This is a genomic window from Halopseudomonas formosensis, from assembly GCF_900115905.1.
Lineage (GTDB): Bacteria > Pseudomonadota > Gammaproteobacteria > Pseudomonadales > Pseudomonadaceae > Halopseudomonas > Halopseudomonas formosensis.
Window position 1 is genome coordinate 36300 of sequence record NZ_FOYD01000008.1, and the last position, 22485, is coordinate 58784.

Genomic DNA, 22485 nt, shown 5'->3' on the forward strand with positions numbered 1-22485 from the left:
ATCAGAATCCTTCCAGCATGCGTTCTCTCGCCTTCTGGGATTTCTCGAGCGCATCGAACCAGTATTCATCGAGCAGCGGACCGATCTCGGTATCGACCACCTGACGGAACCATTCCCTGGCATCACTGATGGGAATGCCGAACGGAGGTGTGACATAGCTGTGTCCCACGCGAAACTGAGGCCCGAGACCGGCGTCGGCTGAAATCTCGCTGTTCAGGGCAATGAGACGCTTCTCGATTTCAACAAGGATTTCCGAATCAATGCCGCACTGGGACTGAACCCAATCGTGCCAGGGCTTGCCGAGCGTGGGCTCCAAATCGATGAAGGCAAAGCGGCGACGCAACGCCAGATCGACCAGAGCGAGGGAGCGGTCGGCAATATTCATCGTGCCGATGACATAGAGGTTGTCCGGGATGAAAACACGCTCTCCATCTGACCGTTTGTAGGAGAGCTCCAGAGCCTCGTTTGGCGTTCTCTTGTCGACCTCGAGGAGCGTCAGCATTTCGCCGAAAATCTGTGCGGGATTTCCACGATTGATCTCTTCAATGACAACGACATGCCTTGACGTTGGATCTTTCGCGGCGGCCTTCATCATCTCCACAAAAGGCCCATCAACCAGCGTGAGTTTGCCGTCTCCCACCGGCCGCCAGCCGCGAATAAAATCCTCGTAGGAAAGGTTCGGATGAAACTGCACCGCTCGGACCTTGCTGTCGTCGCGCTGCCCCATCAAAGCGAAAGCCAATCTCTTGGCCAGCCAAGTCTTTCCGGTGCCCGGCGGACCTTGGAGGATCAGGTTTTTCTTGGTCCGAAGGCGCTCGAGAATCTTTTCGAGTTTTCCCCGGGCGATGAAACATCCATCCGTAAGGATGTCATCGACGGAGTACGGTTCGATGGGTGCGTCCGTGACCTCCGCCTCGGGTGTGGCATCCGCTTCGTCATCCTGCGCATCAGGGTCTGTGGCATTCGGGTGAGCAGATGTCCCACTATCCTTGAAAAGCCAGGCGGCAAGCGACAGCTCCGGGAATGAGTGGACGGGATAAGCATCCTCCTGAAAACGAGCCTCAAGGGTGTCCAGCACCGCCAGATAATCAGTGGCGTTGCAGCGGCCCTTGGGACCGTTCATACCAATCTGAATGTTGAGCTTCTTGCTGATGTAACGCTGGGACTGACCATCAAGGGTCGGGAAATTCCAGGGACGAATCCAGTACAGTCCCATGGTAAGGTTCCATCCCACACCATAGCGCTGCGTCGCGTTGTCGTAGGCTGAGACAAATGCCGACCGCGCCTCCGCGTCATCCGATTCCGCAAAAGCAATTGCCTGGGCGAAGGTCTCCCAGAGGATGTCAATGTCGTCTGGTTGGCGTTTGTTGTCGAACCCGAAAAACCATGACTTCTGGTTGTTGAGAATAGGAATCCCCTCAAAGGAATCCGGAACCGGCTCAGATACTCCAAGCAGGCTGGCAAGCTCGCTTGCAATAGCTTTGCGATTTGCATCGGTGATCCCCCTGTTGAATATGCCCATGGCCGTAAATGGGCAGATGTCCTTCAGGGGACCAGAGGAACCATCCGCGAATTGATCCTGCAGGTTGGAGAGGCCATCCACCTTCGAGGCAATAACGTGGATTCCGGCAATCAACTCATCCCGCCTATTCCGAAAGGTAAGGAGCTTGTCTGCTACCGCTTCGTAAAAGCGAGTCCAATTGAAACGGCGCTTGTCGACAGCACTATCACCGAAGCGTTCACGCCAGTAAGGAGCATTGCGGAACCGGTTGATGTCTTGTGCCTTTTCCTCGAAAGTGAATCCGATCAATGCATCTGTGGTCCAGTCCCCAGGTAAGACCCGCCAGACCGTGCTTCGATTGGTGTAGAAGTACCACTCACGCGGAGGATCGAAAGGTGTCCAATCAACCTTCAAGGTGCGGCCGTCGCCGAGGTTCTCTTTTACCGTGCCAATGGCTTTGATCGCCATGACGGAAACGGTTTGGCCTCGGTTATCAAAGGGGAGATCGTGCTTTCGCGTATAGGACGACTTGATCGCAATGCGATCCCCAACCTGGATGGACTTTACTGCGTCGAGGTATTTGTCCTGATACCCATTCTCCCAGATGCCTTCCTGTAAAAAACGGGGGGTCTGGTCATCAGTTCCGCCGTATGTGGCTCCGACAAACCAACAGGCTCGGGCTCCGGCTCCTTCAGGTTTTGAACTCATATCCAGGTCTCCATAATTATTTTCCTTCCCCGGTTAACAGAGCGTCCTCATCGATCTCGAACAGATCCGGTGTGGAGCGATGGACGCCGATGCCGTGTTCCATCAACAGCATCACGAGTTGCTCCCCGTTCATCAGGGCGATGGGAGTCTTGTCGGGCTGAGCTGCTTCCTTGATGGCTCCGGCACTGACTCTTCTGTCGTCATCAGGCACAGAATTGAATTTTCCTCAGACAGTCCTCCGGAAAACAGGTCGCACCAGATCCTGATGGTTTTCCAAAGGTCAGTGCTCGCATTGGTGAGACTGGCCTTCCGGGCAATGTGATGTTTAACCTGGATGACTTCGGTGGGGCTGCCGTCCTTTTCGAACACAACGTCGTCGAGAGTCTCGATTGCAACAGCGATATCCGGGTCAGACTTCAAACGTTTTAGAGATTCCAACAAGGCAAGACGGCACTGGTAGATATACCCGAGCAGAGATGCTGCCGCCGAATATTGTGATCTGTCTTGCATGTCAGCCTCCATTTTCCCTACAGCTTGAAGCTCTTCGAGAGAACCTTGCCTTCGATGGAAAATTTCAGTTCGCCATCTTCCTCAATGAACGCAACCGATTTGCCAGCATATCTCCGGTAAAGCTGGAATGTTCGTCCCTTGTAGGTGACGCTGCCATCATCCTCTACAAGGACGCTATCGCCCGGTGGCGGCGTGGAAGCAGGACTCGTCACCGGGCGTGTGTCGTTGAACGAAGGACCTTGGCTCGCACTCTTCTTTTCAGCGAGCAAGGTCATCAGGCCGCTGGGTTCGTGGCCTTTGCCAGCCTTGGGGCTGGGAGCCGCTTCTGCATACTCGGCAAGCTGCCTTTGGGCTTCCTGGAGGCGGCGATTGAATCCATCCGGGTCACGCAGGATGGATATCCAAAGGCGTGCTTTCTCGGAGTTGATGTCGTGATCGAGAATCTTTTCGAGCAGGTTGCAGGCTTGCCCGATAGCGTCCTTGGCATCGTTCCAAAGCGATTGGATTTCTTCCTGCTCGTCGGACTTGATGGTCTCCTCGAAGTCCTCGAAGTCCTCGGAGGCAATGTCTGTATTCAGTGAGCCTTCATAGGGAGCCAACCCCTTGGCTTTATAGCGGCGAAGCTGCTCCGGACTCATCGTGCAGTGATAGGTCAGCAGCCAGCGTTCCTTGATGAAATGGACATCACCTTCCTTGTTCAGGAGCATGAACTCGCCTGTCTTGGGTCGTGCGAGCTTCTTTGCCAAGTCGGAAGGCGAAAATTCTGCGTCGGTTAAGCCCTCGCGAATTTTATCGCGATCTCGTTTTGTCTGCAGTTTGCCGACGATCCAAGTAGCACAATTCGAAAGCCCCTTATAGTCAATATCTCCAGGGTTTTGTGTTGCCAGGATACAACCGACACCAAAGGCACGTCCTTGCTTGACCAGTATATTCAGTGCAGGTTTGCAAGTAGATGTATAAGGGTGAGTCGGATAGAAAGCTGTCTTTCCACCACCACCGCCGATCTCATCCAGGAAGAACAAAAGACGCGGCTTGTTTCCACCGGGAGCGCTACCTTGCTTACGCATCCACGCGTTAATTGCAAAGGCAATCTGGGCAACAACAAAGCTCTGATCTTCAAAGTCCGTGATGTGAGCGAGGCTGATAACGCTGATCTGCGTCTTACCGTCAACGCGGTTGGCTCCCACCAGCTTCTCAATGCTCATCTCCTCGCCCCGGACCCAGTTAGCGGCCGCGCCGACGAGCTGCCCGTTTACCGCCTGTGCAAGCTTTTGACGTCGTTTCTCGGGGATATGGTCATCGATTGCCAGCACGCCAATGGTGGCGAAGGGAGGTTCCAAAATCATAGAGACCAATTGCCCAAGACCTGCCTCGCCAGTCAGATCAACCCCCGTGCGCCAGGCGTGCTCGATAAGAGCGGTAACAAAATCCGTTTCCCGGTCCCGCTGTCCCGAGGGAATCACCCGGCGTACCAGTGCTTCCGCCATGCTGGTCACCATAACCGAAGCCGTATCCGGGTCCTCGTCAAATAACTTATTGATGTCCGGCGGCGGGGAAGAAATGAGCGGAATGGATACCCGACGGCCGAGCTCGCTGCGGGGAGTGAAAATTTCAACGGCGACCTGGTTGGCAAACTCCCGCACGTTGGTTTCGGCAAGCCCCCAATCCCATAGCCTTTTCCGGAAGGTGTTGGCTTCTGCCAGGGCGGCGCGGCCAAGCGTTGATTTGTCTTCCACCTCGACCCATGGCGCAACAGCCTGGGCTGTCAGTTCTCCGAAAGCAAGCGCCAAGGAAGACAAATCACCCTTGAGATCCACGATAATCGAGGGAACCCCCTTAAGGGCTGCTTCCTCAATGATGGCTTTGCCCATTACCGTTTTACCGGAGCCTGAGCCGCCACAAATAAAGGTGTGAGTAATCAGATCACTCAGCTTGTGGCGGTACAGCTCTCCCGGCATCCCATTGAGATCGAGATGTTTTCCTATGTAAAGATCAGCCATTATCTTTACCTGTTTCTACGGCATTAAGGTTCATGTCCTTAAAGTCATTTGCTCGCTGCAAAAATCCTAAGACGTTAGCAACCTCAGATAGACGTCTTACTTCAGCAACTAGCGCCTTTATGCTATTCACTCGTGAAAGGTACAACAAACGACCATCCACTGAATCAATTACTGGTATTTGTATTTGTCCAAAGTCATCCTCATGAATCCTGTTGCGGCTTTGCTTACTTGAGCCAGTGCAAAGCTTGTTGATATCAGACCATATTGAAGGAGTCTGCAGGATGCTCCCTATATAATCAGTACCAATCTCCGTAGCGGCTGTATACATAGGGAATTCATTTGACGCTACTGCTTCGTGACAATCTGAATCTATTACGGCAATTGATCCTTTCCACGCAAAGAGGCGACTGACAATTAAATCACTAAGCTCTGCTTTGAATAGTTTTCCTGCCTTTATTGACCTCCCGCTTTTTATGTCTTTTATGTATGCACCTTCGCCATACCATTTCACTCCGATCAGTCTGTATTCCAAATTGTCATCAACAATTATGGGCCGGGACACTGATGTTAGCAGACGATTTAATGGCTCCAGAGCGATCCCGGAAGAGTAGTCCAGTACAATGCTTTCCATTTCCTGGTAGGCCTTAGCAATACTAGATGAAAGTGTCCTTATTTCTTCTAATGCTGTGTCAAGGCTGGAATTCACAAGTGAAAGGGACTTGATATGATCATTAGAAAGGACATCAAAAGCATCGCCTTTCCAAAACGCATCAACATCAAGTCTTGATGTAAGGTCAGTGGATGAAGGAGATATCAAGAAACCGGTTCGGTTTGAGCCGGATAAGCTTTTCTCCTTTTTAAACAGCCGGTATCGATCAACAATCTGGGGAAGTTCTGAGCCATCACATGGCTCCCCGTTTGGTTTCCGCCCGACATTGCTAGCCTTAGCCATGAAAGTCTTTTCTTGAATATCTCCCGGCTTTTTCTTTCGAAGAACTACTATCGAAGTCGGAATCTGTGCCGCCGTTGACATAAAGGTTTCAATTGGCAGAGAAATTACAGCGTCGATCAATGCGTTTTCTCGTATGTATTCCCTCACGGCAGCGCCGGTCTTTGTCGAGAGAATCCCATCTGGCAGTATAATTAATAACTTCCCACCCGGCTTAAGAACTCGGAGATAGTGTTCAATGAACAGGACCTCGCTGTCCTGGCTGTTTTTCGGCCGTTTTTCCGGTGGGCGGCCCTTGGACTTGAAGACCTTGACCTCATGTCCGAACTGATAGTCCAGCAGGATGCCCTGGGTCTTGACGGACTTGCCGAATGGCGGGTTAGTCAGTATGAGATCGATGCTGTCCGGTCCTATGCAGTGTTTTTTCTTGCCATCGCCGAAGTCGACCTCGTATTCAATTAACGGCTTCAAGCCGCCGTACTCCTCGTTGTAGAGGTAGTTCTGGTGAAGCCACTGAGCGTTCTGCGCGTTGACGGCATGAACGATCATGTTCAGTTTTCCAAGGCGAGCCGCTTTCTCTTCAATCTCGCACGCGAAAAAGGTTTCCTGGCCGAGGCGCTTTAGGAGTTGATCTTTCTTGCGTGGCTCCATGCCGTTGGAGAGTGCGTGCTTGTACACGTCCTCGTAAGTGGCGATCAGAAAACCACCTGACCCTGCGCATGCATCGAGAAAGCGCTCGCTTTTTTCGATGTCCAAGGCCGGACCGTCTGGATTGTCCCGGGCAAGGTCCAGCATAAAGGCGACGATTTCTCGTGGTGTAAAGAACTGACCGAGGTCTTTACCCTTGAAGGTATCAGACAGCATGATTTCGAAGGCACGACCAAGCACATCGCCTTGGGTGTCTTTCAGGTTGATCCCTTCAAGACGTGCAATGACCCTTTCAATGGTGGCCGCCTTGCTGAGCACTCGCTCATTCTCGTCAGTAAAGACTTCGGGGTGGTGTCCCTTCAGGTCATCGAACAGGTTGTTGATGAAGTTCTGTGCAGCCTTGTCGCCCATGTGTTTGTTTTGCTCGCAATACGACTTCAGCTTGGCGGTGGTAAAGCTTCCGCTGGGTTTTGCGTCTTCATTGAGCTTGATAAACAGGAAGCGCGTGAACTCGTCGAATATCCAGTCGTTGCGCTTGTTCTCGATATCCCAGATGTCCTGCCAGCAGCCTTTCATGAGCTGCACAAAGCGGGAGAGGCTGTTTTCCGTATGGAGGGTTTTCTGCGCCCACTGCTGCAGGCCCTTGACTACGTCTGGTTTGAGTTCACGTACCATGTCCTCCGCATCGCGAACATCGTCCCAGTCCTGCATCTCGTCATGAATCTCATTGCCTTTTTCGACGAGATAGATGCGTAAATGGCCTGCCACCTCGATGACGCAATAGGCTGCCGGACCATTGGGCATAAGAATGCTAAGCGCTTTGTACCGGTTAGCCTCGGATTCACTTAGCGTTGCCGAGCCTTCATGCTTGAAGGCGGCATAGCAATTGCCGACGCTGGTTGACACCAGAAACGCGGCTTTCTCGTCCAGCCCTTCAACCGTTGTGGCAACGCCAGAACCATCACCGTCATTGATCTGGTGAGCTTTAAAGCCAAGATCTGATATTAGAAACTCTTTGAAATTTTCTAAAGTTGCCATGCAATGATTAACCTTTTGAAATATATACTGCGACAGGAACTACCGTTTCCTCTGGTGTAAGGCCTCCATGGTCATTGCCCTGAACGTTGTATGGGTTATTGGTTGCCACTCGACCCGGGCCTGGCCACCCATAACTGTCATGATCGATAAGCAGCTCAACGGTATCGATATTGCTGGGCAGTCCAACATCAGATGAAGCCACTCTTTTGACAGAGTCCGGACCGTCACGGGAAACACTCGAAGTCATATATTCAAGGCAGCGATTGTGAATTATCACCTCTCTACCTGGATTTTTCGGTTTGAGGTCGTCAATCACATATTGTTTGTTGTACCAGGTAAAGCCGTGATCGGCGGTAATCACTACCGCCGTCTTTTCCTGAGCAGCAATACGTCGCAAATGAGGCAAAGCAACCTCTTTGACGTAGGCGAGCATAATTTCTTGCAGGCTGGTCATGCCTTTCTGAAGCAGCCGATCCTGCAAATTGAAGACTATTGATTTAAAGCGAAGTGGCGACTCGATTAGCTGTCTTACCTTTTTGTTTAAAGTATCCGGGTTTGCGTCTTTTTCGTTGTAACAGACATAACCTTTGTTTTTGTCCCACCAAGAAGTTGGATTTAAGCCCATATTGGTGAGTGCCTTTTCAGCCAAATCAGGCTCACTGCGGCCGTTAGGCCATGTGCGGAATTCAAACGGGGCAGCGCCAGCAAAAATGGCTTGTCGGCAATATTCGGTAATGCTGGGCAGATAAGTGCAGGCGCGGAACTCAGGCCCCAGCGACTGGTAAGGGCGAAACAGCTCGCGCCCCGGCATCATCAGGAAGCGGTCACGCAGCAACGTCCAGTTGGCCACGCTCATTCCATCAAAGACCAGCAGATAAACCTGCTTGATCTCCGAATCCTGCAGCAATGGCTTAACCGCAGACTCCATGACATCGCTGTTCAGCCACGGCCTGCAGGTTCCTGCCGCGAACTTGCGCTCGTTCAGCCACTTCGGCAGGCCACGGTTCGGCTGTACATAGAAATCCGCCCAAGCGATGCGAATGGAATCGCAGGCCTTTTTCGCCCGCTGAGTGATACGAAAGACATTGACCTTTTCCGGCAATTGGTTAGATCGCCGTTCCGCCTCCAGCGCCATTGTGGAGAGCGGCAGATACACTGAATCCACCAGCGCCAGCCAGGCCTTCCAATCCAGGCTGGCGAGATTCTTCACCGCCGCCTCGGCCTTGTCCGTAAGCCGGTGAATCGTGACCATCGCTTCCAACAGCGACACGTGGTCCTCGTACTGCTCGCGAGCCTGATGTCGGCGCAGGGCTTCCAGGAGTTCTTCCCATTCCAGGGCATCCGGTGTTTCCAACGCATCGGTCAGTTTGCAGGGAGCCTTTTCAAGCGGAAGCGTATCGGCCCGTTCTCCGTTGACCACCACATCGAGCAACGCGTGCAGGGTGACCGCCAGCCCCTGGGCAAGGATGCCACCGTCGGCCTCCAGAACCTGGATGAGCTGATTCAGCAGGCGCTCCGAGCCTTTGCCGCCAACGCCCTTGACCACTGTCGCAAGGGACTCGGTGACGGCACTGGGGTGCTTCGGAAAGACTTCGTGCTGCAAGTAATGCAGCGCCTGTTTGCAGGGCGCATCGTCTTTGAGGGTGATGCGGCGGCCCCATTCGGCAAGACCATGCAGGCTTTGCCCGTCCTTGAGCACGTCAACAAATAGGTCGCCCAGTTCGCTGCCATCGAGGAAGGTACGCATCCGGTCCGGCGAGAGCATCTTCCAGCCATCCAGAATGGAGGCGAGCAGGCAGATTGGCAGCACCGGCGGCGGGTCGTTTTCCAGCACGGCGGCTTCGACCAGAGCGAAACGCGGCCCATCGAGCCAGGTGCGAACCACGTCCAGAAACTCCTGTTCCAGCGCCCGGCGTTCATCCGCATCGACCGAGCTCAGCACCTCGCGTACCCGTGCCAGCGCATTCTCGTACCAAAGCTTGTCGAGAATCCGATCCGGCTCCCAGCCTGCAGATAACACGCTGGGATCGTTCAGCAGCGAGGCGAGCACCACGCGCTCCAGACTGTAAGCGCCGAGCTGCGGCAGGTACGGGGCCAGGTTCCAGAATGCGGGGATGGGAAGCCGGTCAAGCAAGGCCCGGGGATTCTGCACGCCAAGCGCCTTGGCTATGTCGCAACCTGTTACGGTGCGGGGCGACACGCTGGAGCGGGCCTGCAAGTCCGGCAGATGATCCGGCTGAAGCTGCTGGCGCGAAATGATGATACGAGCGGGTGGATTCGGTTGCTGACGCTCGGGTTCGGTATGGCGGCGCAATCCAAACTCATTGGCGCAGACATGGACGGGAATCGCTTGGCCATCGACCAGCAGTTCGGCGGGAGCTTCGGCAAAATAGCCGCGAACGTCATTCACCAGCAGATAGGGCAACTTCTGCTTTTCACGGCTGCGCCACATGCCAGCCAGGGCTTGTTCCATGGCATTCATAGGCTATTCCACCTTCCAAGGCTGTTCTTCTTCCGAATCGTTCTTTTTCAGCAGCTCACCCAGTGCGCCCTGCACATACTGCTCGAATTCGCGCCGCCCGCCCTTGAAGAAGCCAAGTAGTCGCGGCTTGAGCTGATCCAGCAATTCGTCGACATTCACTTTCACCGCTTCCGCCTCGGCCAGGGCGTCCGCCAGGTGTTGGCGCATGGCGGCGTCTTGCAGTGCATCGAGAGCGCTTTGCTCTGCGGGATCGCTGAGCAACCCCAGCAAAGGATTAGCGGCGGGCGTGTCACTGACGTAATCCCGGAGCTCGGCTTCGCAGCCTTGCACATGATCTAGGTATTCCTTGATGCCGCGCTCGACCAACCCTAGGAAATGGTCAGACTTGAGTTCCAGACGCTTGCCTGGTTTGTAGCCACAGGCGGAACACACCCAGCCGTGGGACAGGTCGCTCTTCACGTCATCCAGGCTCTGTTCGCAAACCTGCTGCACACCAACCTGAGTCAGCAGATCGGTCAGTTGGGCTTCGATAAAGGTCGGGCTGAAATGGGCGCTAAGCCCTTCCACCCGTGAGAGGTCCTTCAGCACCTGATAGCTTGGGCTGCCGAGCACGGCATCACGGAGGGTTTTCAGATCTTTGTGCAGGCCCGCGTGTTCACTCAGGTACTGGTTGAGATAGAGCTCGTGCAGATCCTTCCATTCGGCGGTAATACGGCTCATTTCACCGGACGCGCCAGCGGATTTGACGTAGGTCTCGATGCTGTCGAGTAGCTCCTGGCATGGCTTTTCAATGGTGGGCGGGGCGCCCAGTGCTTTGAATTCGCGCAGTTTGCCGGTAAGACTCGCCAGCTCGGAAATGCGATCCAGGAAATCGCGGGCTTCCCGCACGCGGTGGGCGAATTCCTCGACACAGGTGTAACGGTTGGCCGCCTCGATATCGTCGTCCTCGGCAAGCCCCAGCATGTCGCGCAGGGCACCACGCACCGAGGCATAACAGGCAACCCGGCTTTCTCTACCATCCTCGGGCAGCGCAAAGATGTCGGCCCATTCGGAAATGGGGTCGGGAACCGAGGCTCCGGGCCAGGTTTGCAATGCCTGTTCGGCCTGGCGGAACTCGTGCCGGGCACGGGTTTCCGTCTCTTTCAAGAGGTCAAGAAGGCGCTCGGCGGCTGCCGGGCTGTAACCGGTGCCTTCTTTCCAAAGGCCAAGGGCGTGAAGCGACTCGGTCAGGTCGTGCCACAGGGTTTCATCCGGACGCGTCCCGGGACGGAGTTCATCCAGCTCCTGGAGCCAGTCAACCGGGCTGCCAATGGTGCGATCATCCTGAGAGACCGTCTTGCCGTGAATGGTGAAGCCGCTGATCTCCCCGGTGCTGATGAGCAGCGTGATCAGGATATCCACCCAGGTGTCGGTCAATCCCAGGTCCGTGGTTTTCAGCCGTTTGCGGGTTTCCGCGATGCTGGTGGCAGGCGGGTTGGCCTTGCGGATATTGTCCCGAATCCGCTCCTTCGCCTTTTTGAAGGCTTCCACGCTGCTGGCGGCCAGTGTGACCGAGACCTCCCCGGGCACACCGGTGTTGAGCAAACCAAGCGGCGCAAGGTGCTTTTCAAGATCGGCCTTGGCAGTCCCATCCCCGTCGGTCACGCGGCCTTTCCAGATGGCTTCGAGGATGCGTTTGCGCATCTGATTGCTCAAGTCCGCGCTGAAGGAATAGGCCTCCCGGAAATCCGGGTGGAAGTGGAAGACCTTGGCTAAAGCCTTGGTGGCGACCTTTTCCAGGAGCCGTTCCAGAGAGCGTTCACTCTGCGGAATGCTGTGGTAGAGGGAAAGCAGTTCTGCGGGCTCGCAGAGGATTTCCCAGGCTTGGTCCTTGGTATTCCACTGGCGGATTTCGCCGTTCACAAAGGATTCGAGCAAAATCTCCGTGGCCTTGCGGGCAGGCTGGGCCGATTTGGTTCCGGCGGGAAGGTCAATCCATTCGCCCAGCAGCTCCAGCTTGCGACGGACGGATTGCGAAGCACCGCCCGCGTTAACCTGGGACTGGTAGTCGCCAAAGAGTTTGACCAAAGCCATGCTACGTTTGAGCTCATCGATATCCTGGGCTGGCAATGTGGCCGGTAGCCATACGAGGGTCCGTCCGTTGCCATGACGGACTGCGTCCATCTCGACATCGAGCGGCGAGGCTGACGGGTAGAGTACGGCCAGGTGCAACGCCTTAGTGGCGGGCACGTCCTTAACAAAGCCGATGACTGCATGGTCGTTGGTGAGCGCCGTCACCGGTTCAAGCCGATAGTCCAGGGAGCGGCGGGTTCGCTGCCAATCCACATCCACCTGGGTCGAGAAACCATGCTGTGGCGGCACAGTGCCGCCCAGCGGACTGCCCGGGAAGCGGAGGAACAGTTCAAGATGGGAGCGGTAGGCGCTCTCAAGCTGAATATCCGGTGCGAACCCATTCTTGACCCGCTCGACTTCAACCAACAGCTCTTCGCGTTCGCCCCCGTCACCTTCAACCGAGAGAAAAAAGCTCAGATTATCCCCGCTGCCTTTCTGACGTAGGGGCGGAAATGTTTGGGCAATCTTTTCCAGGATTCGGGCCGTTTCCTGGTCGCTTCCAGCGGGGTCACTTTCCTTGCCGGGCCATCTCAGCAAGAGCGCGTCATTCAGCTTCGAAACGGTGAGTTCTTCCTTGACCATGGAGAGGACGATCAATGCTTTGATCAGGCGCTCGCTCGCTACCTTGGCGGCCGCCTGATCGGCGTCCGACCAGCGTTTGTAGGGCACGCGGGATAGGACCTCGTCCCTGGCCGTGCTGCAGAAGCGCTCAAACATCCCGTAATACTTGGCCATCTCAGGATCGTCCTGGATGATCTTGTTACGCAGGTCCTCGTAGTCGAACACATCGTCGAGCACCGCGATTCGTTTCCAGTCGCTGGTATCCTGCAGGCGTCTTTCAATGAATTCCTGGACAAATCCCAGTGCGCCACGGGATCTGCCGCCCCGGTTGGTGATCGCGGTGAGGCAGTACAGCCCGAAGGGATGCATCGGATAAACGTCGGCAAAGTGTTTTGCCTCGTCGGTGATGGGTTCGCGTTCGCGGAAGTACCGTTTCAGGAAGTCAGTAAAGGCTCCCCGGAAATGCGGCTGAATTTCAGCCTTGAAGGCATCGGCGAGCTTGTGAACGCATTTGGAGTTTTCACGAAACAGCCGGTGATTGTAGATGCGATGAAATTGCGTGACCGGGATGTTGATGGACTGGAAGCGGCCGGATTGTCCGGAAAGCTTGCCCATCAGCTCTGTATCGTAATTGCGCCCGGCTTGGCGAGCGATGGCCTGAATTTCCTCTTGGACCGCGCCAAAAATCCAGAACGGTTGATCCCCGGCCAGTCCAGCTTCGGCCAGTTGTCCAAGGAAAGCAGTGCCCCGGTTGAAGTGTTCGTCGCTCTGGATCAGGTGAAGATACAACTCGTCAATAAAGACCAGGACGCCTTCATAGCCGCGTTCTTTGGCGATCTCGACCAGCTTCTTGACCTTTTCTGTGACCGTGGTGCGGTCCTGGACGAGTTGAATGTTCAGGGCGGCAACAGCCTGCTCAATGATGGTCTTCTGATATTCCTTGTCATAGGAGCGAAGCTGATCGACGGAGAGACTCCGGTTGTCACGAATCCAGTTCTCGACATCGCTGCGGGTACCGCTGGCGGTGTGATTGAAAAAGGTATCCAGATAGGCGTCGGTGTTGGACAGAGTCGCCGTTACTGGCGGCGAGAGGTGGCGCAAGTGGTCAGTAACCGAGTTCCAGAAAGCCTGCTCGAGGGTCTCGTCAGGCACTTCAATGGCGGTAAAGTTGATCGTGAGAAATTTTCGTGGTGCGAGCGCATCCATGCCCCATTCAGGCTTGGTATCGAGGAGCTGTTTGCGCAGCGTCGGTTCGGTCAGAATGGCGGAAAGCCATGCCATGAAGATGGTCTTACCGGAACCGTATAGACCGGTGATGAAGAAGCCGCGACCTTGCTTACGGTGAATTCGGTCCAGGATAATTCGGGCCGACTCCTCAACCTCGGGCAGCATGACGAAGCTTTCGAAAATCCGCGTCCTGCTGGCCGAATCGTGAGTCGACTCGTTGAAGTTTTCCACCCAGCTACTGACGGGCGTGAAATCAAACATATCCTTCATGAGTGGCATATCAGGCCTCCAGCTCCACAATTGGTTGATCTCCGCGAGTTAGGGTGTACCGCCCGCAGCGGCAAAGCTGACCAGCCATTCGTCCTGTCAGCACCAGTAAAATTCTTCTTTTTCCCACGGCATCGTTGTACCAAGTGGTCATGGGGTCCATGCCGAGCGCGAAAACCAGTTCCAGGTGATCGAGGATGGTCAGTCCCTCTGGTAATAGCTGTTCGGCTACAAGGTCGTGTACCGCCTTCCGAAGTCTGTTTCCGTAGCGTTTAAGATCCGCCGGGACGGTCGTAGCATTGAAATCGAACACCTCGGCAAACATGGGATCTTTAGCCAGAAGGTCGAGAACGATGTCATTCACGCTCACATATCGGACCTGCCCAAAATCGCCCAGCGATGCCATGTGTTCCGCAAGCCATGTTTTTCCGGAACCTTGACGGCCAATCAGGCAGCAAAGAGTCCGTCCGCCAACGTGGCTTTCGCCGACCAATCCTATAAGCTCATTGAGCGCCTTGGCCTGAGCTGGAGTCGTTTTGTTATCTCCAGGCATCGACATACTCCTCCAGCGATTGATGAATCAGTTGAACTTGGTCCGTGCTTCCGTGCCGGTGATATTCACAATGTCCCTTGGTTGCGAGTTTGTTGACCCCGGCAATCAGCAAGGCGCGGTTGCACATGAAGATGGGAGCTATGGTCCCTTCGTTGATGACTGTGGCTGTCGATGGTGCCCGCCAACCGTTTTTTGATGCGTCGTGATAGAGCGCGTAGCCCAAAACGGCCTCGGTTGGGCAGTAAGTGGTCACCGAGTAATTGGATTTCGAAAGCTTCAGGCGTCCAGCCTTAACGAGGATCGACCGCACTCGATCTCGAGTTGACTGAGGCATGCGCTCGTATTTGCGTTCCAGGAGCTGGTCAAGGTGGTAGCGAGAGAAAACGGCCTCGCCGGTATTCAGGAAGCTGTCTGTAACCAAAAGTGAAAGGGTTTCAAAAAGAATCGGAGTAGTAATGCATAGCTGGAAAAACACCAGATCCTGAACCGCTTCATCATTGCTGCGAATCTTTCGAAACATCTTCAGGAATGAAGTGTTTTTGATCGAGTTGTTCTCGATTTCCAGGAAGCGATATTTCATGTGTTGCCACAGCTTTTCCTTGTTGGACTCGGACTTCTGAGGCCAACGTTGGATACAGGAGTCACGCACAGCTTGCGCGTCATTGCTCTCCAATGCGGCGTCGAGCAGCATGAGAGTCTCTTCCAGAAGCAATCCGTATCCGATAGTTGAAAACTGCTTATCCATTGAAATTGCCGCCTGTCATTTAGTCCTCATTGTTTTTGTTTTTGTCTGCTGCAGCACCGCCAGCCTCGACCCAAGCATCGACCTGTTCTTTTTTAAACTTCCAGAGTCGGCCTACTCGATGAGCGGGCATGCCGTGCTTGTCTATCCAGCGGTACACGGTGTCACTGCTGACACCGAGATACTTGCCTATCTCGTCTACTGATAACCAACGGTTTTCCATCTCGGCCATTTCTCTAGCTCCTCATGGGCGATTGGGTTAATAGCCACGCCAGAGGCGACAAAAGGGATGCGGGCACAGCTTCCCCAACTTAAAACATCCTCTAATATATTTAGGCAGGGGCCGATTGTCAAATGGTTTTACCGGCATAAGACCGCAAAAGGCGACTCAAGGAGATATCCATTGACCCTCTGTCACTCTTTCCCCGTAAGCAGGGCATGGCATCCAATAGGTCCAAGCTGGAATCGAGGTGCGCCCGCGTAGCACCGCCACCATCACCCGCTGGTACATGCTGTGTCCGCCGGGCCGAAATCCTTCCAGCCGGTCGATGGGCGGCAGGTCACGTAGCGGGTAGATGAAGGTCACCAATTCACCATGGGTCAGATCCCAGTCGCCGGTCGGGCGGCCGAAGCTTGGTGTGCCGATATCCTCCTGCCTGCGGGCGTCGGCCAGTGGATCCGCGGTGCCCTGAGACAGGATCAGCCCTTCCGGCATTTCGAGCGCCGGGAACCCTGCGTGGAGATGGTAGAGCCTGCCCCAGACCACGGCCGGTTCGACGCTGCGAGCCTGGGCGCAGAAGCGTTGATGGTTCCAGTAGCCCCGTTTCAGGGTGCCGTAGACGAAGAGTCGGAGGATGGTCTCGGGACTGTATTCCGGGTTTGTGTTGACTCGGGCCGTCCCTGGTCCTCGCCCTGCGGGCGCACTTTCAGTGCGTCCAAATCCGCTGTCCTGCGGATTTGTCAGCTTCGCGGTGTCTCCAATGTTCATGCATTCACTCTTTCGGGCAGTATCCCTTTGCGCTCCTGGGATATGAAGCGGAATTCGCTGTTTTCGATAGCCCGCACATCCTCGTGGCGGATGGTGAGCATGGTCATGGGCGGCACTTCCAGCTCGCGCCAACGGGCTGACAACGCTCATAGCCGAGCTGGCCGGTCTGGCATGCGAAGTGACTGAACGGAGGGCAAACCGATGAAAATGAAGCCGACCATTACCGTAGCCGACAACGGCAACCTGCAGATCCACATCCCGATGCTGATCCGGCGCATGCGCGACCGCAAGACGGTGATCGCTCCCCAGGCACTGGATGGAGATATCCCCGGGGCGCAGGAGCCGGTACAGTCAGCCGTCCTCCAGGCACTGGCAAGGGCCTTTTCCTGGGCCGACATCCTCGAATCCGGCCAGATCAAGTCAATCAGCAAGCTTGCCCGTACCCTCGACGTCGATGGCTCGTATGTGGCCCGCATCCTCAAGCTGGCGACCCTGGCCCCCGACATCGTCGAAGCCCTGATCAACGGCGAGGAACCCAACGGACTCTCGCTGGCCAAGCTGACCCAGACCTTTCCCGAGGACTGGGCCGAGCAGCGCCGCCAGTTCGGCTTCGCCACCGACTGACGACCGGACCGGAGACCACCCCAGAGAGCCGACCATCAGAGTCGGCTTTTCTACTTTGGGGGTCTGGAAACTGGAGTTGACCACGCTTCTTTTCACGGCCGATGCAGGCGAGTTCGAAAAAACGTCCGGTTGCGGCGTCAAGCGATGACCTAAGACAGCCGCTAAAAACGGCAACGAGCCGCAAACCCATATCAATCAAGGATGTAGCTTTTCGGACGAGCTTCGGACTTGGTCCGGAGAAAACAGAGAATCAGGGGCCAAACAGAGAAAGAAAGGCTGGAAGATGAGGAGAATCGATGGTGCGGAGAGGTGCCTTGGAAAGATGTGAAACGGGCGCAAACCCTTTAGAAACAAGGGAAAAAAGAAAACCCGTCACCCCGGAGAATGACCCCAGAGAGACGGGTTTGTCTTTTCTAAATGGTGGAGCCGGGGTCCTCTGAACAGGACTCCTAACATATTGATTTAAAAGTGAAGATGTCGGTTCAATTTTGTTTTGGTGTACTTTTTGGTGAGCTAAGTCAGTTAAGGTCATCTACCGGTTGTATCCGCATCATCCGACTAAGGTCGTTTTCTCTGGCGCACCGGGCAGTACGGGACGGTAAGCTCGCTCTCGTATTTCGGCTCTTTAGCCTTGGGGAGCGCTTCACTTACAAAGGCCTGAGAAAACGATCTGCGCTTAGGGGCGCGAGCCGGTTCATCGCACCTTTGTAGCTAACAGTGCGACCCCGGCTGGCAGTGTATTACGCAGCACGAAGCAGATCAGCCTCGTCAAGGTGTTATTAGCAGATCCTTGGTGTCTTAAATAGCTGAAAATTGATGTCTTCAGTCGCATCGGCTATATAGCCCACCTTTGTATCGATGACAAGAAGAGTGGAATAGGATGAATCCTTATTAAGCTCGTCGCTAAGCTTTCTTATTCATTAAAGGTAGTCCGGATTCAAGGTTGGTCATCAAGATTGAAGAAGTATATATAATCCGCTTCTCCGCTCGGGGTGTTGCTGTCGTTATTCGTATTGTTTTGGGGGTTGCTTTCTGGCTGCAGGTTAATTAGCTTGCTCCAAGCTGAATCAAAGAGTGTGTGATATAGACTTATTGCTGGTTCAAATGGTTTCATATTTTTTTTTGATTCTTCCAATAATTCTTTAAATTTGACTTCTATGTCGTCTTTTTTTTCGGCCAGAGGAACATGTTGGCTTGCTGGGCTCTGCTCGTGCAGTTGATGAATTGCCAGGCGTGTTAATGCAAACGAAAGTTCTTTTTTCAATAAATTATTGATCTGGATGTTGGCTTCCAACTCCTCCCGTATGTTCCCTTGCTTTTTGATTTCGTTTTCTCGTGATGTAAGCTCTTTTTCTTTGGTTATCAGAAATTCGAGAGTATCTGTTCTAGATCTGGCCATTCGGTTAGATATTTTATTCAAGTCTTTTATTGCCGTGTTTGAAAGCACAATGCTGTACGCTTTCTTTCCTGTTCTTCGCTCTCTTATTTTGCGCTGTCTGAAAGCGTTCTTTAGCTTAATATTAAGTTCTCTGTTTTCTGCAGTGTCGGGAACTGGCATTGATATTATTGGTGATTCTATTCCTAGCTTTAATCCTTTGTCCGATAGGTATTTAAGGGCCCATTCCTGATCTTTTTCCGAAAGCTTATGGATCCATTTGAATAAAGCTTTGTATTTAACGAAGTTTTTCACCAAGCCCGCCTATGAATTGTAGTAAGTTTCCCGTTACATTGTAACGTTACCTGTCGCGTTATTAGGTAACGTTACATGTTTCGTTACTCGTAACACGGCCTCCCTGTTTATCGCATTTTATGCAGGCATTATCAAGCATTGGGCGGGCGCTTTTTTGGTAGTTCAGTGCTGGTTACCAGGGCGCCTTCGGCTATCTCACACTCGGGGCAGAAAGCCTCGGAAAAATATACCCATGTCCCGAATCCTCTGAACCAATACCAGAGGTCGTCTTCATGCGAATAATTCGTCTTAAAGAGGTAATGCATAAAACCGGGCTTGCACGTTCCACTGTATACAAATACATGGCTGAGAAACGCTTTCCGGTTTCTGTTCAGTTAGGGGAAGGCAGCGTGGGATGGGTTGAAAGTGAGGTAGACGATTGGATTGAAATGTTGATTTCCAAAAGAGGATGAGTCTGTCAGTTTTATATTTGTTGATTATTTTTCAGGAGTGAAATATTGATCTTTTTTCTCGTGCGGCTCAGTAGTTGCTGGCGCAATTATGAAGTGTGTTCTTCGGTGTGGGTAATATGCTTTATGGGTAATCAAATAGTGGTATTTAAAGTATGGGTGATGCATGGTTGATTCATTGGTGAATAGAAATCTGACTGTTGCTAATGTTGATAGTTTTTATGGTCTTCCAGTAATGGTTGATAAAGGACCATTCATTTTGGAGTATCTCGAAAGACTTCGGTGGGTGATTAACTCAGCATTGGCTGATTATTCAAGAGTTCTAGCATTCAGAGTAGATCTTCGTATTCCCACTAGGCTGGGGCTTGCTGATGACTTTAATACTAATAAAGTTATCAGTCGTTTCTTCGAGTCATTTAAGGCAAAGATAGAAAGTGACCGGCATAGAGCAAGGGTTGCTGCAACTTATGCGCATGACACAAAAGTCAGATACTTTTGGGTTAGAGAGGTGTCTACCGGAAACGTTCAGCACTATCATGTTTTAATTTTGCTCAACATGGATGCCTATTATACTGTTGGTCGCCTTGGATCTGATAGGGTTAATATGGTCAGGCGTTTGGATGAGGCGTGGGCAAGCGCGTTGGGGCTGGAACTTCATGATGTGTCGGGCTTGGTAGAGTTTCCTGCAAATGCGACATGGCGCCTTAGGAGCAATGCGGACGATTTTACTAGGACTTTATCAAGCTTGTTTCATAGAGCCAGTTATCTCTGCAAGTCAGCTACTAAGCACTATGGGCAGCAGCATCATGGCATGGGGGGAAGTAGGAAATAATAGCGGAATGAGATAGCACTGGATAGCTTGAGTAGCCTGGTTTGTTCAACAGCCGGACTTGTTCTATCGTGCCAGCTGTCCTTGCAAGGCCGCTACCAGGTCTTATGGTGATGGGCGCTGGCGTTCGCGGCTAGCTGAGGCTAAGGGCGTATTCCAATGATGCTGACGCTCATTTCCAGCAATTGTGGCCCACCTGCGCCGTCTTGGAGTTGCTCCAACAAGAATGATGGTCGCGCGCGGTGCTGGTTTCACGCTCTCCCAGTCATAGTCTGAAATTGCGCAGGCACTATATGTAGCGCTTGAAAGGCAGGGTTAACCCGGTATGTGGTGTCTTGCGCTTGACTTCTTTGAAATGACTGTCTATAAATCCAGCCATGGGTAAAAAACGCCCATAAAAAAGCTCCGATCCCTCTTTGAGAGGCCGGAGCTACATGGTCTCTCTGGCGTCGGGCCGCAAAACCAAGGCCAGAGGACTAACCCCAACGACTGCTAGGCAGAAGCTGGGCTTGGGACTATATCGTGGCAATCGCAGCTTACGCAAGCGTATTGCATCGGTTTGATCTGTCTCTCGGCCAGTCGCTGCTAGCTGTCTTGATAGTCGAGGTAACTCATGGCTGCGAAGAAAAGCGGTAACTCCAAGCGAACCATACACCGGAGCTCTATTACTGGACGGTTCGTTACCGAGAAAACGGTGCGGAGAAACCCGCGCACAACTCAAACCGAGAAACGTTGAGGTATCCCTATGTTGAAACAGTATTTTGTTAACACCCTCGCTCAGCCCAATGGTGATCACGAAGTCCATCGGGAGGGTTGCTCATGGATGCCATTGTCACGGCAGTCAGTTGGCTACCACGCCAACTGCTACCCTGCAGTTCAGGCGGCAAGAATGTACTACTCCCGGGCTGACGGATGCGCACACTGCAGTCCTCAATGTCATACCCGCTGATCCTCTTATAGCCGGGTACTAGGAGGCAGGCCACATGTGTGGCCTGTTATTCATTCTTTTCGTTGCTCCTCAAGGTAAGTGTGGCGAGCTATAGAACCAGATCAGCCTCGCTGTTATCATCATTTTTAGCATGACTTTCCTGGCGATGTAGACAAGGACTTTGCTGAATACCGATGATGCCCCCACAGGAAGCTTCACCCAACCAGCGCGAACGCCTGTGGCAGATCGATTTTCTGGCCCGTTTCCGTGGGCAGGTCACCCGGCAGGATCTGGTACAGCGCTTCGCCATTGCATTATCCAACGCCACTCGTGACTTCACGCTGTACCGTCAGCTGGCACCTCAGAACCTGGATTACGATCACAGCGATAAGGTTTATCGGCGAGCAGCGAGTTTCAAGCCGCTGTTTGCTTACGACAGGGAACACACCCTGCAAACCCTCAGCCTGGGGCAGGGGGTTGGGCTGGAGCCATGCACCCAGACGATACTGGTTGATAACGCCACTGCGCTTAATCAGCCGGATCTGGATATCCTGGCTGCGGTGTCCCGCGCCATATATGGCGGACAGGCTCTGTGCATCAGCTACGTCTCGATCAGCAGCGGTGAGACCCGTCGAGAGATCGTTCCGCACAGCCTGGTCAACACTGGCTTGCGCTGGCATGTGCGTGCTTATTGCCGTACCCATGGGCAGTTCAGGGATTTTGTACTGACGCGGATTACCGCTATTCATACCACAGCTACCCCGATGGATAGGCAAACCGAATCCATTGACCGGGATCAGGACTGGCAACGCTTGGTGAAGCTGGAACTTGTTCCTCACCCCAGAGCGGCTTACGCTCGAGCGATAGAGCTCGATTACAGCCTGCAACCTGGCCAATCACTGCAGCTTACCGCCAGAGCAGCCACCGCTGCCTACTTGTTGCGGCGTTGGGGTGTGGATTGCAGTCTGGATGCACACCTCAACCCGGATGAGTACCAGCTGGCCCTGCGCGATCCCCAGGGTGTTGCGAAGCAAGCGAATCTAGCAATTGCCCCCGGCTTTACCCTGGAGAATGATCGTTAATGAGCAGCACCGCTACACAGCAGAAACTGGGCTTCAAGTTCGGCCGCAACGGTGTGCATTCCAGCCGCACCATGATGTTGGCCGAGATCAGTGAGCTGTTCCATGGCCGTCCCGCAAGCGCAACTGCTGCCCAGTACAAAGAAGACATCGAGGTCTTCAACGTGCTGCACAAGCCTACCGAGAAGTCCCGACAGCTGACCTGGCGACACCTGGTGGACCTTTATGGGATGGATACCGACATTCCGTTATTCAGAGTTTTTCGCCGCCTGTGGGACAGCGATGAGTCCGCTCGAACCTTATTGGCCTGCCAGTACCTATACCACCCAAAGCACCAGCAGACTAACTTCGACACGGACGTTACGCCTCTGCACCCTGGTTCGCTACAAGGATTCGACTGCATGGACCAGAACGGCGATGGCTATTTGACGATTAAGGAACTCAGCCGCCGGAATGATTGCGTTGAAGATGCCAGCGATAGAGGCCTGGACTCTTCAACCCGAACAACGCTGATCCTCGATCACCTGGATGCCGACCGGGACCTGAAGGTGAGCAAACGGGAGTTCAGCATCTGGAATGAAATGCAGAAACAGTAAAACT

General features: G+C 53.6%; 16 protein-coding genes. 5 read left to right on the forward strand and 11 right to left on the reverse strand.

Annotation, left to right across the window (positions count from 1 at the left end; genetic code table 11):
• Position 1: 1 nt before the first annotated feature.
• From BM046_RS11540 to BM046_RS11585, 10 genes are all read right to left on the reverse strand, one after another.
• Positions 2-2209, reverse strand: coding sequence for an McrB family protein (locus BM046_RS11540; protein WP_090539656.1), 2208 nt, complete (start codon positions 2207-2209; stop codon positions 2-4).
• A gap of 16 nt (positions 2210-2225) precedes the next feature.
• On the reverse strand, positions 2226-2420 hold the full coding sequence (locus BM046_RS11545; protein WP_177197849.1) for a hypothetical protein: 195 nt from the start codon (positions 2418-2420) through the stop codon (positions 2226-2228).
• A 316-nt stretch (positions 2421-2736) separates the two neighbouring features.
• Positions 2737-4719, reverse strand: a complete 1983-nt coding sequence (locus tag BM046_RS11550; protein WP_090539658.1) for an ATP-binding protein — start codon at positions 4717-4719, stop codon at positions 2737-2739.
• Positions 4712-7354 (reverse strand): HsdM family class I SAM-dependent methyltransferase, encoded by a 2643-nt coding sequence (locus tag BM046_RS11555; protein ID WP_090539660.1) that lies wholly within the window; start codon positions 7352-7354, stop codon positions 4712-4714. The genes BM046_RS11550 and BM046_RS11555 overlap by 8 nt, the downstream gene beginning before the upstream one ends.
• Before the next feature lie 7 nt (positions 7355-7361).
• Positions 7362-9836: an alkaline phosphatase family protein gene (locus BM046_RS11560; RefSeq protein ID WP_090539662.1), complete on the reverse strand. Its 2475-nt coding sequence runs from the start codon at positions 9834-9836 to the stop codon at positions 7362-7364.
• A 3-nt stretch (positions 9837-9839) separates the two neighbouring features.
• A complete protein-coding gene (locus tag BM046_RS11565) occupies positions 9840-14015 on the reverse strand; it encodes a hypothetical protein (protein ID WP_090539664.1) in 4176 nt (1391 codons plus the stop codon).
• Position 14016: 1 nt separating this feature from the next.
• Positions 14017-14556, reverse strand: coding sequence for a hypothetical protein (locus BM046_RS11570; protein WP_143084186.1), 540 nt, complete (start codon positions 14554-14556; stop codon positions 14017-14019).
• Entirely contained in the window at positions 14543-15301 is a 759-nt protein-coding gene (locus BM046_RS11575) for a hypothetical protein (RefSeq protein ID WP_090539668.1), read from the reverse strand. Before BM046_RS11575 ends, BM046_RS11570 begins: the two co-directional genes overlap by 14 nt.
• Before the next feature lie 19 nt (positions 15302-15320).
• Complete coding sequence (locus BM046_RS11580; protein ID WP_090539671.1) at positions 15321-15530, reverse strand: helix-turn-helix domain-containing protein; 210 nt, start codon at positions 15528-15530, stop codon at positions 15321-15323.
• 156 nt (positions 15531-15686) lie between these two features.
• Positions 15687-16286, reverse strand: coding sequence for a gamma-glutamylcyclotransferase family protein (locus BM046_RS11585; protein ID WP_090539673.1), 600 nt, complete (start codon positions 16284-16286; stop codon positions 15687-15689).
• 201 nt (positions 16287-16487) lie between these two features.
• Between BM046_RS11585 and BM046_RS11590 the strand changes: the two genes are divergently transcribed.
• Complete coding sequence (locus BM046_RS11590; RefSeq protein WP_090539675.1) at positions 16488-16910, forward strand: hypothetical protein; 423 nt, start codon at positions 16488-16490, stop codon at positions 16908-16910.
• Between the two features lie 937 nt (positions 16911-17847).
• On the opposite strand, the gene BM046_RS16150 is transcribed toward BM046_RS11590, so the two are convergent.
• Positions 17848-18600, reverse strand: a complete 753-nt coding sequence (locus tag BM046_RS16150) for a hypothetical protein (protein ID WP_143084187.1) — start codon at positions 18598-18600, stop codon at positions 17848-17850.
• Positions 18601-18872: 272 nt separating this feature from the next.
• Between BM046_RS16150 and BM046_RS11595 the strand changes: the two genes are divergently transcribed.
• From BM046_RS11595 to BM046_RS11615, 4 genes are all read left to right on the forward strand, one after another.
• Entirely contained in the window at positions 18873-19052 is a 180-nt protein-coding gene (locus BM046_RS11595; RefSeq protein ID WP_074777301.1) for an AlpA family transcriptional regulator, read from the forward strand.
• A gap of 163 nt (positions 19053-19215) precedes the next feature.
• Positions 19216-19881 (forward strand): inovirus Gp2 family protein, encoded by a 666-nt coding sequence (locus BM046_RS11600; RefSeq protein WP_090539677.1) that lies wholly within the window; start codon positions 19216-19218, stop codon positions 19879-19881.
• Between the two features lie 1119 nt (positions 19882-21000).
• Positions 21001-21888 (forward strand): WYL domain-containing protein, encoded by an 888-nt coding sequence (locus BM046_RS11610; RefSeq protein ID WP_090539680.1) that lies wholly within the window; start codon positions 21001-21003, stop codon positions 21886-21888.
• Positions 21888-22481, forward strand: a complete 594-nt coding sequence (locus BM046_RS11615; RefSeq protein ID WP_074777309.1) for an EF-hand domain-containing protein — start codon at positions 21888-21890, stop codon at positions 22479-22481. Before BM046_RS11610 ends, BM046_RS11615 begins: the two co-directional genes overlap by 1 nt.
• Positions 22482-22485: the final 4 nt, after the last annotated feature.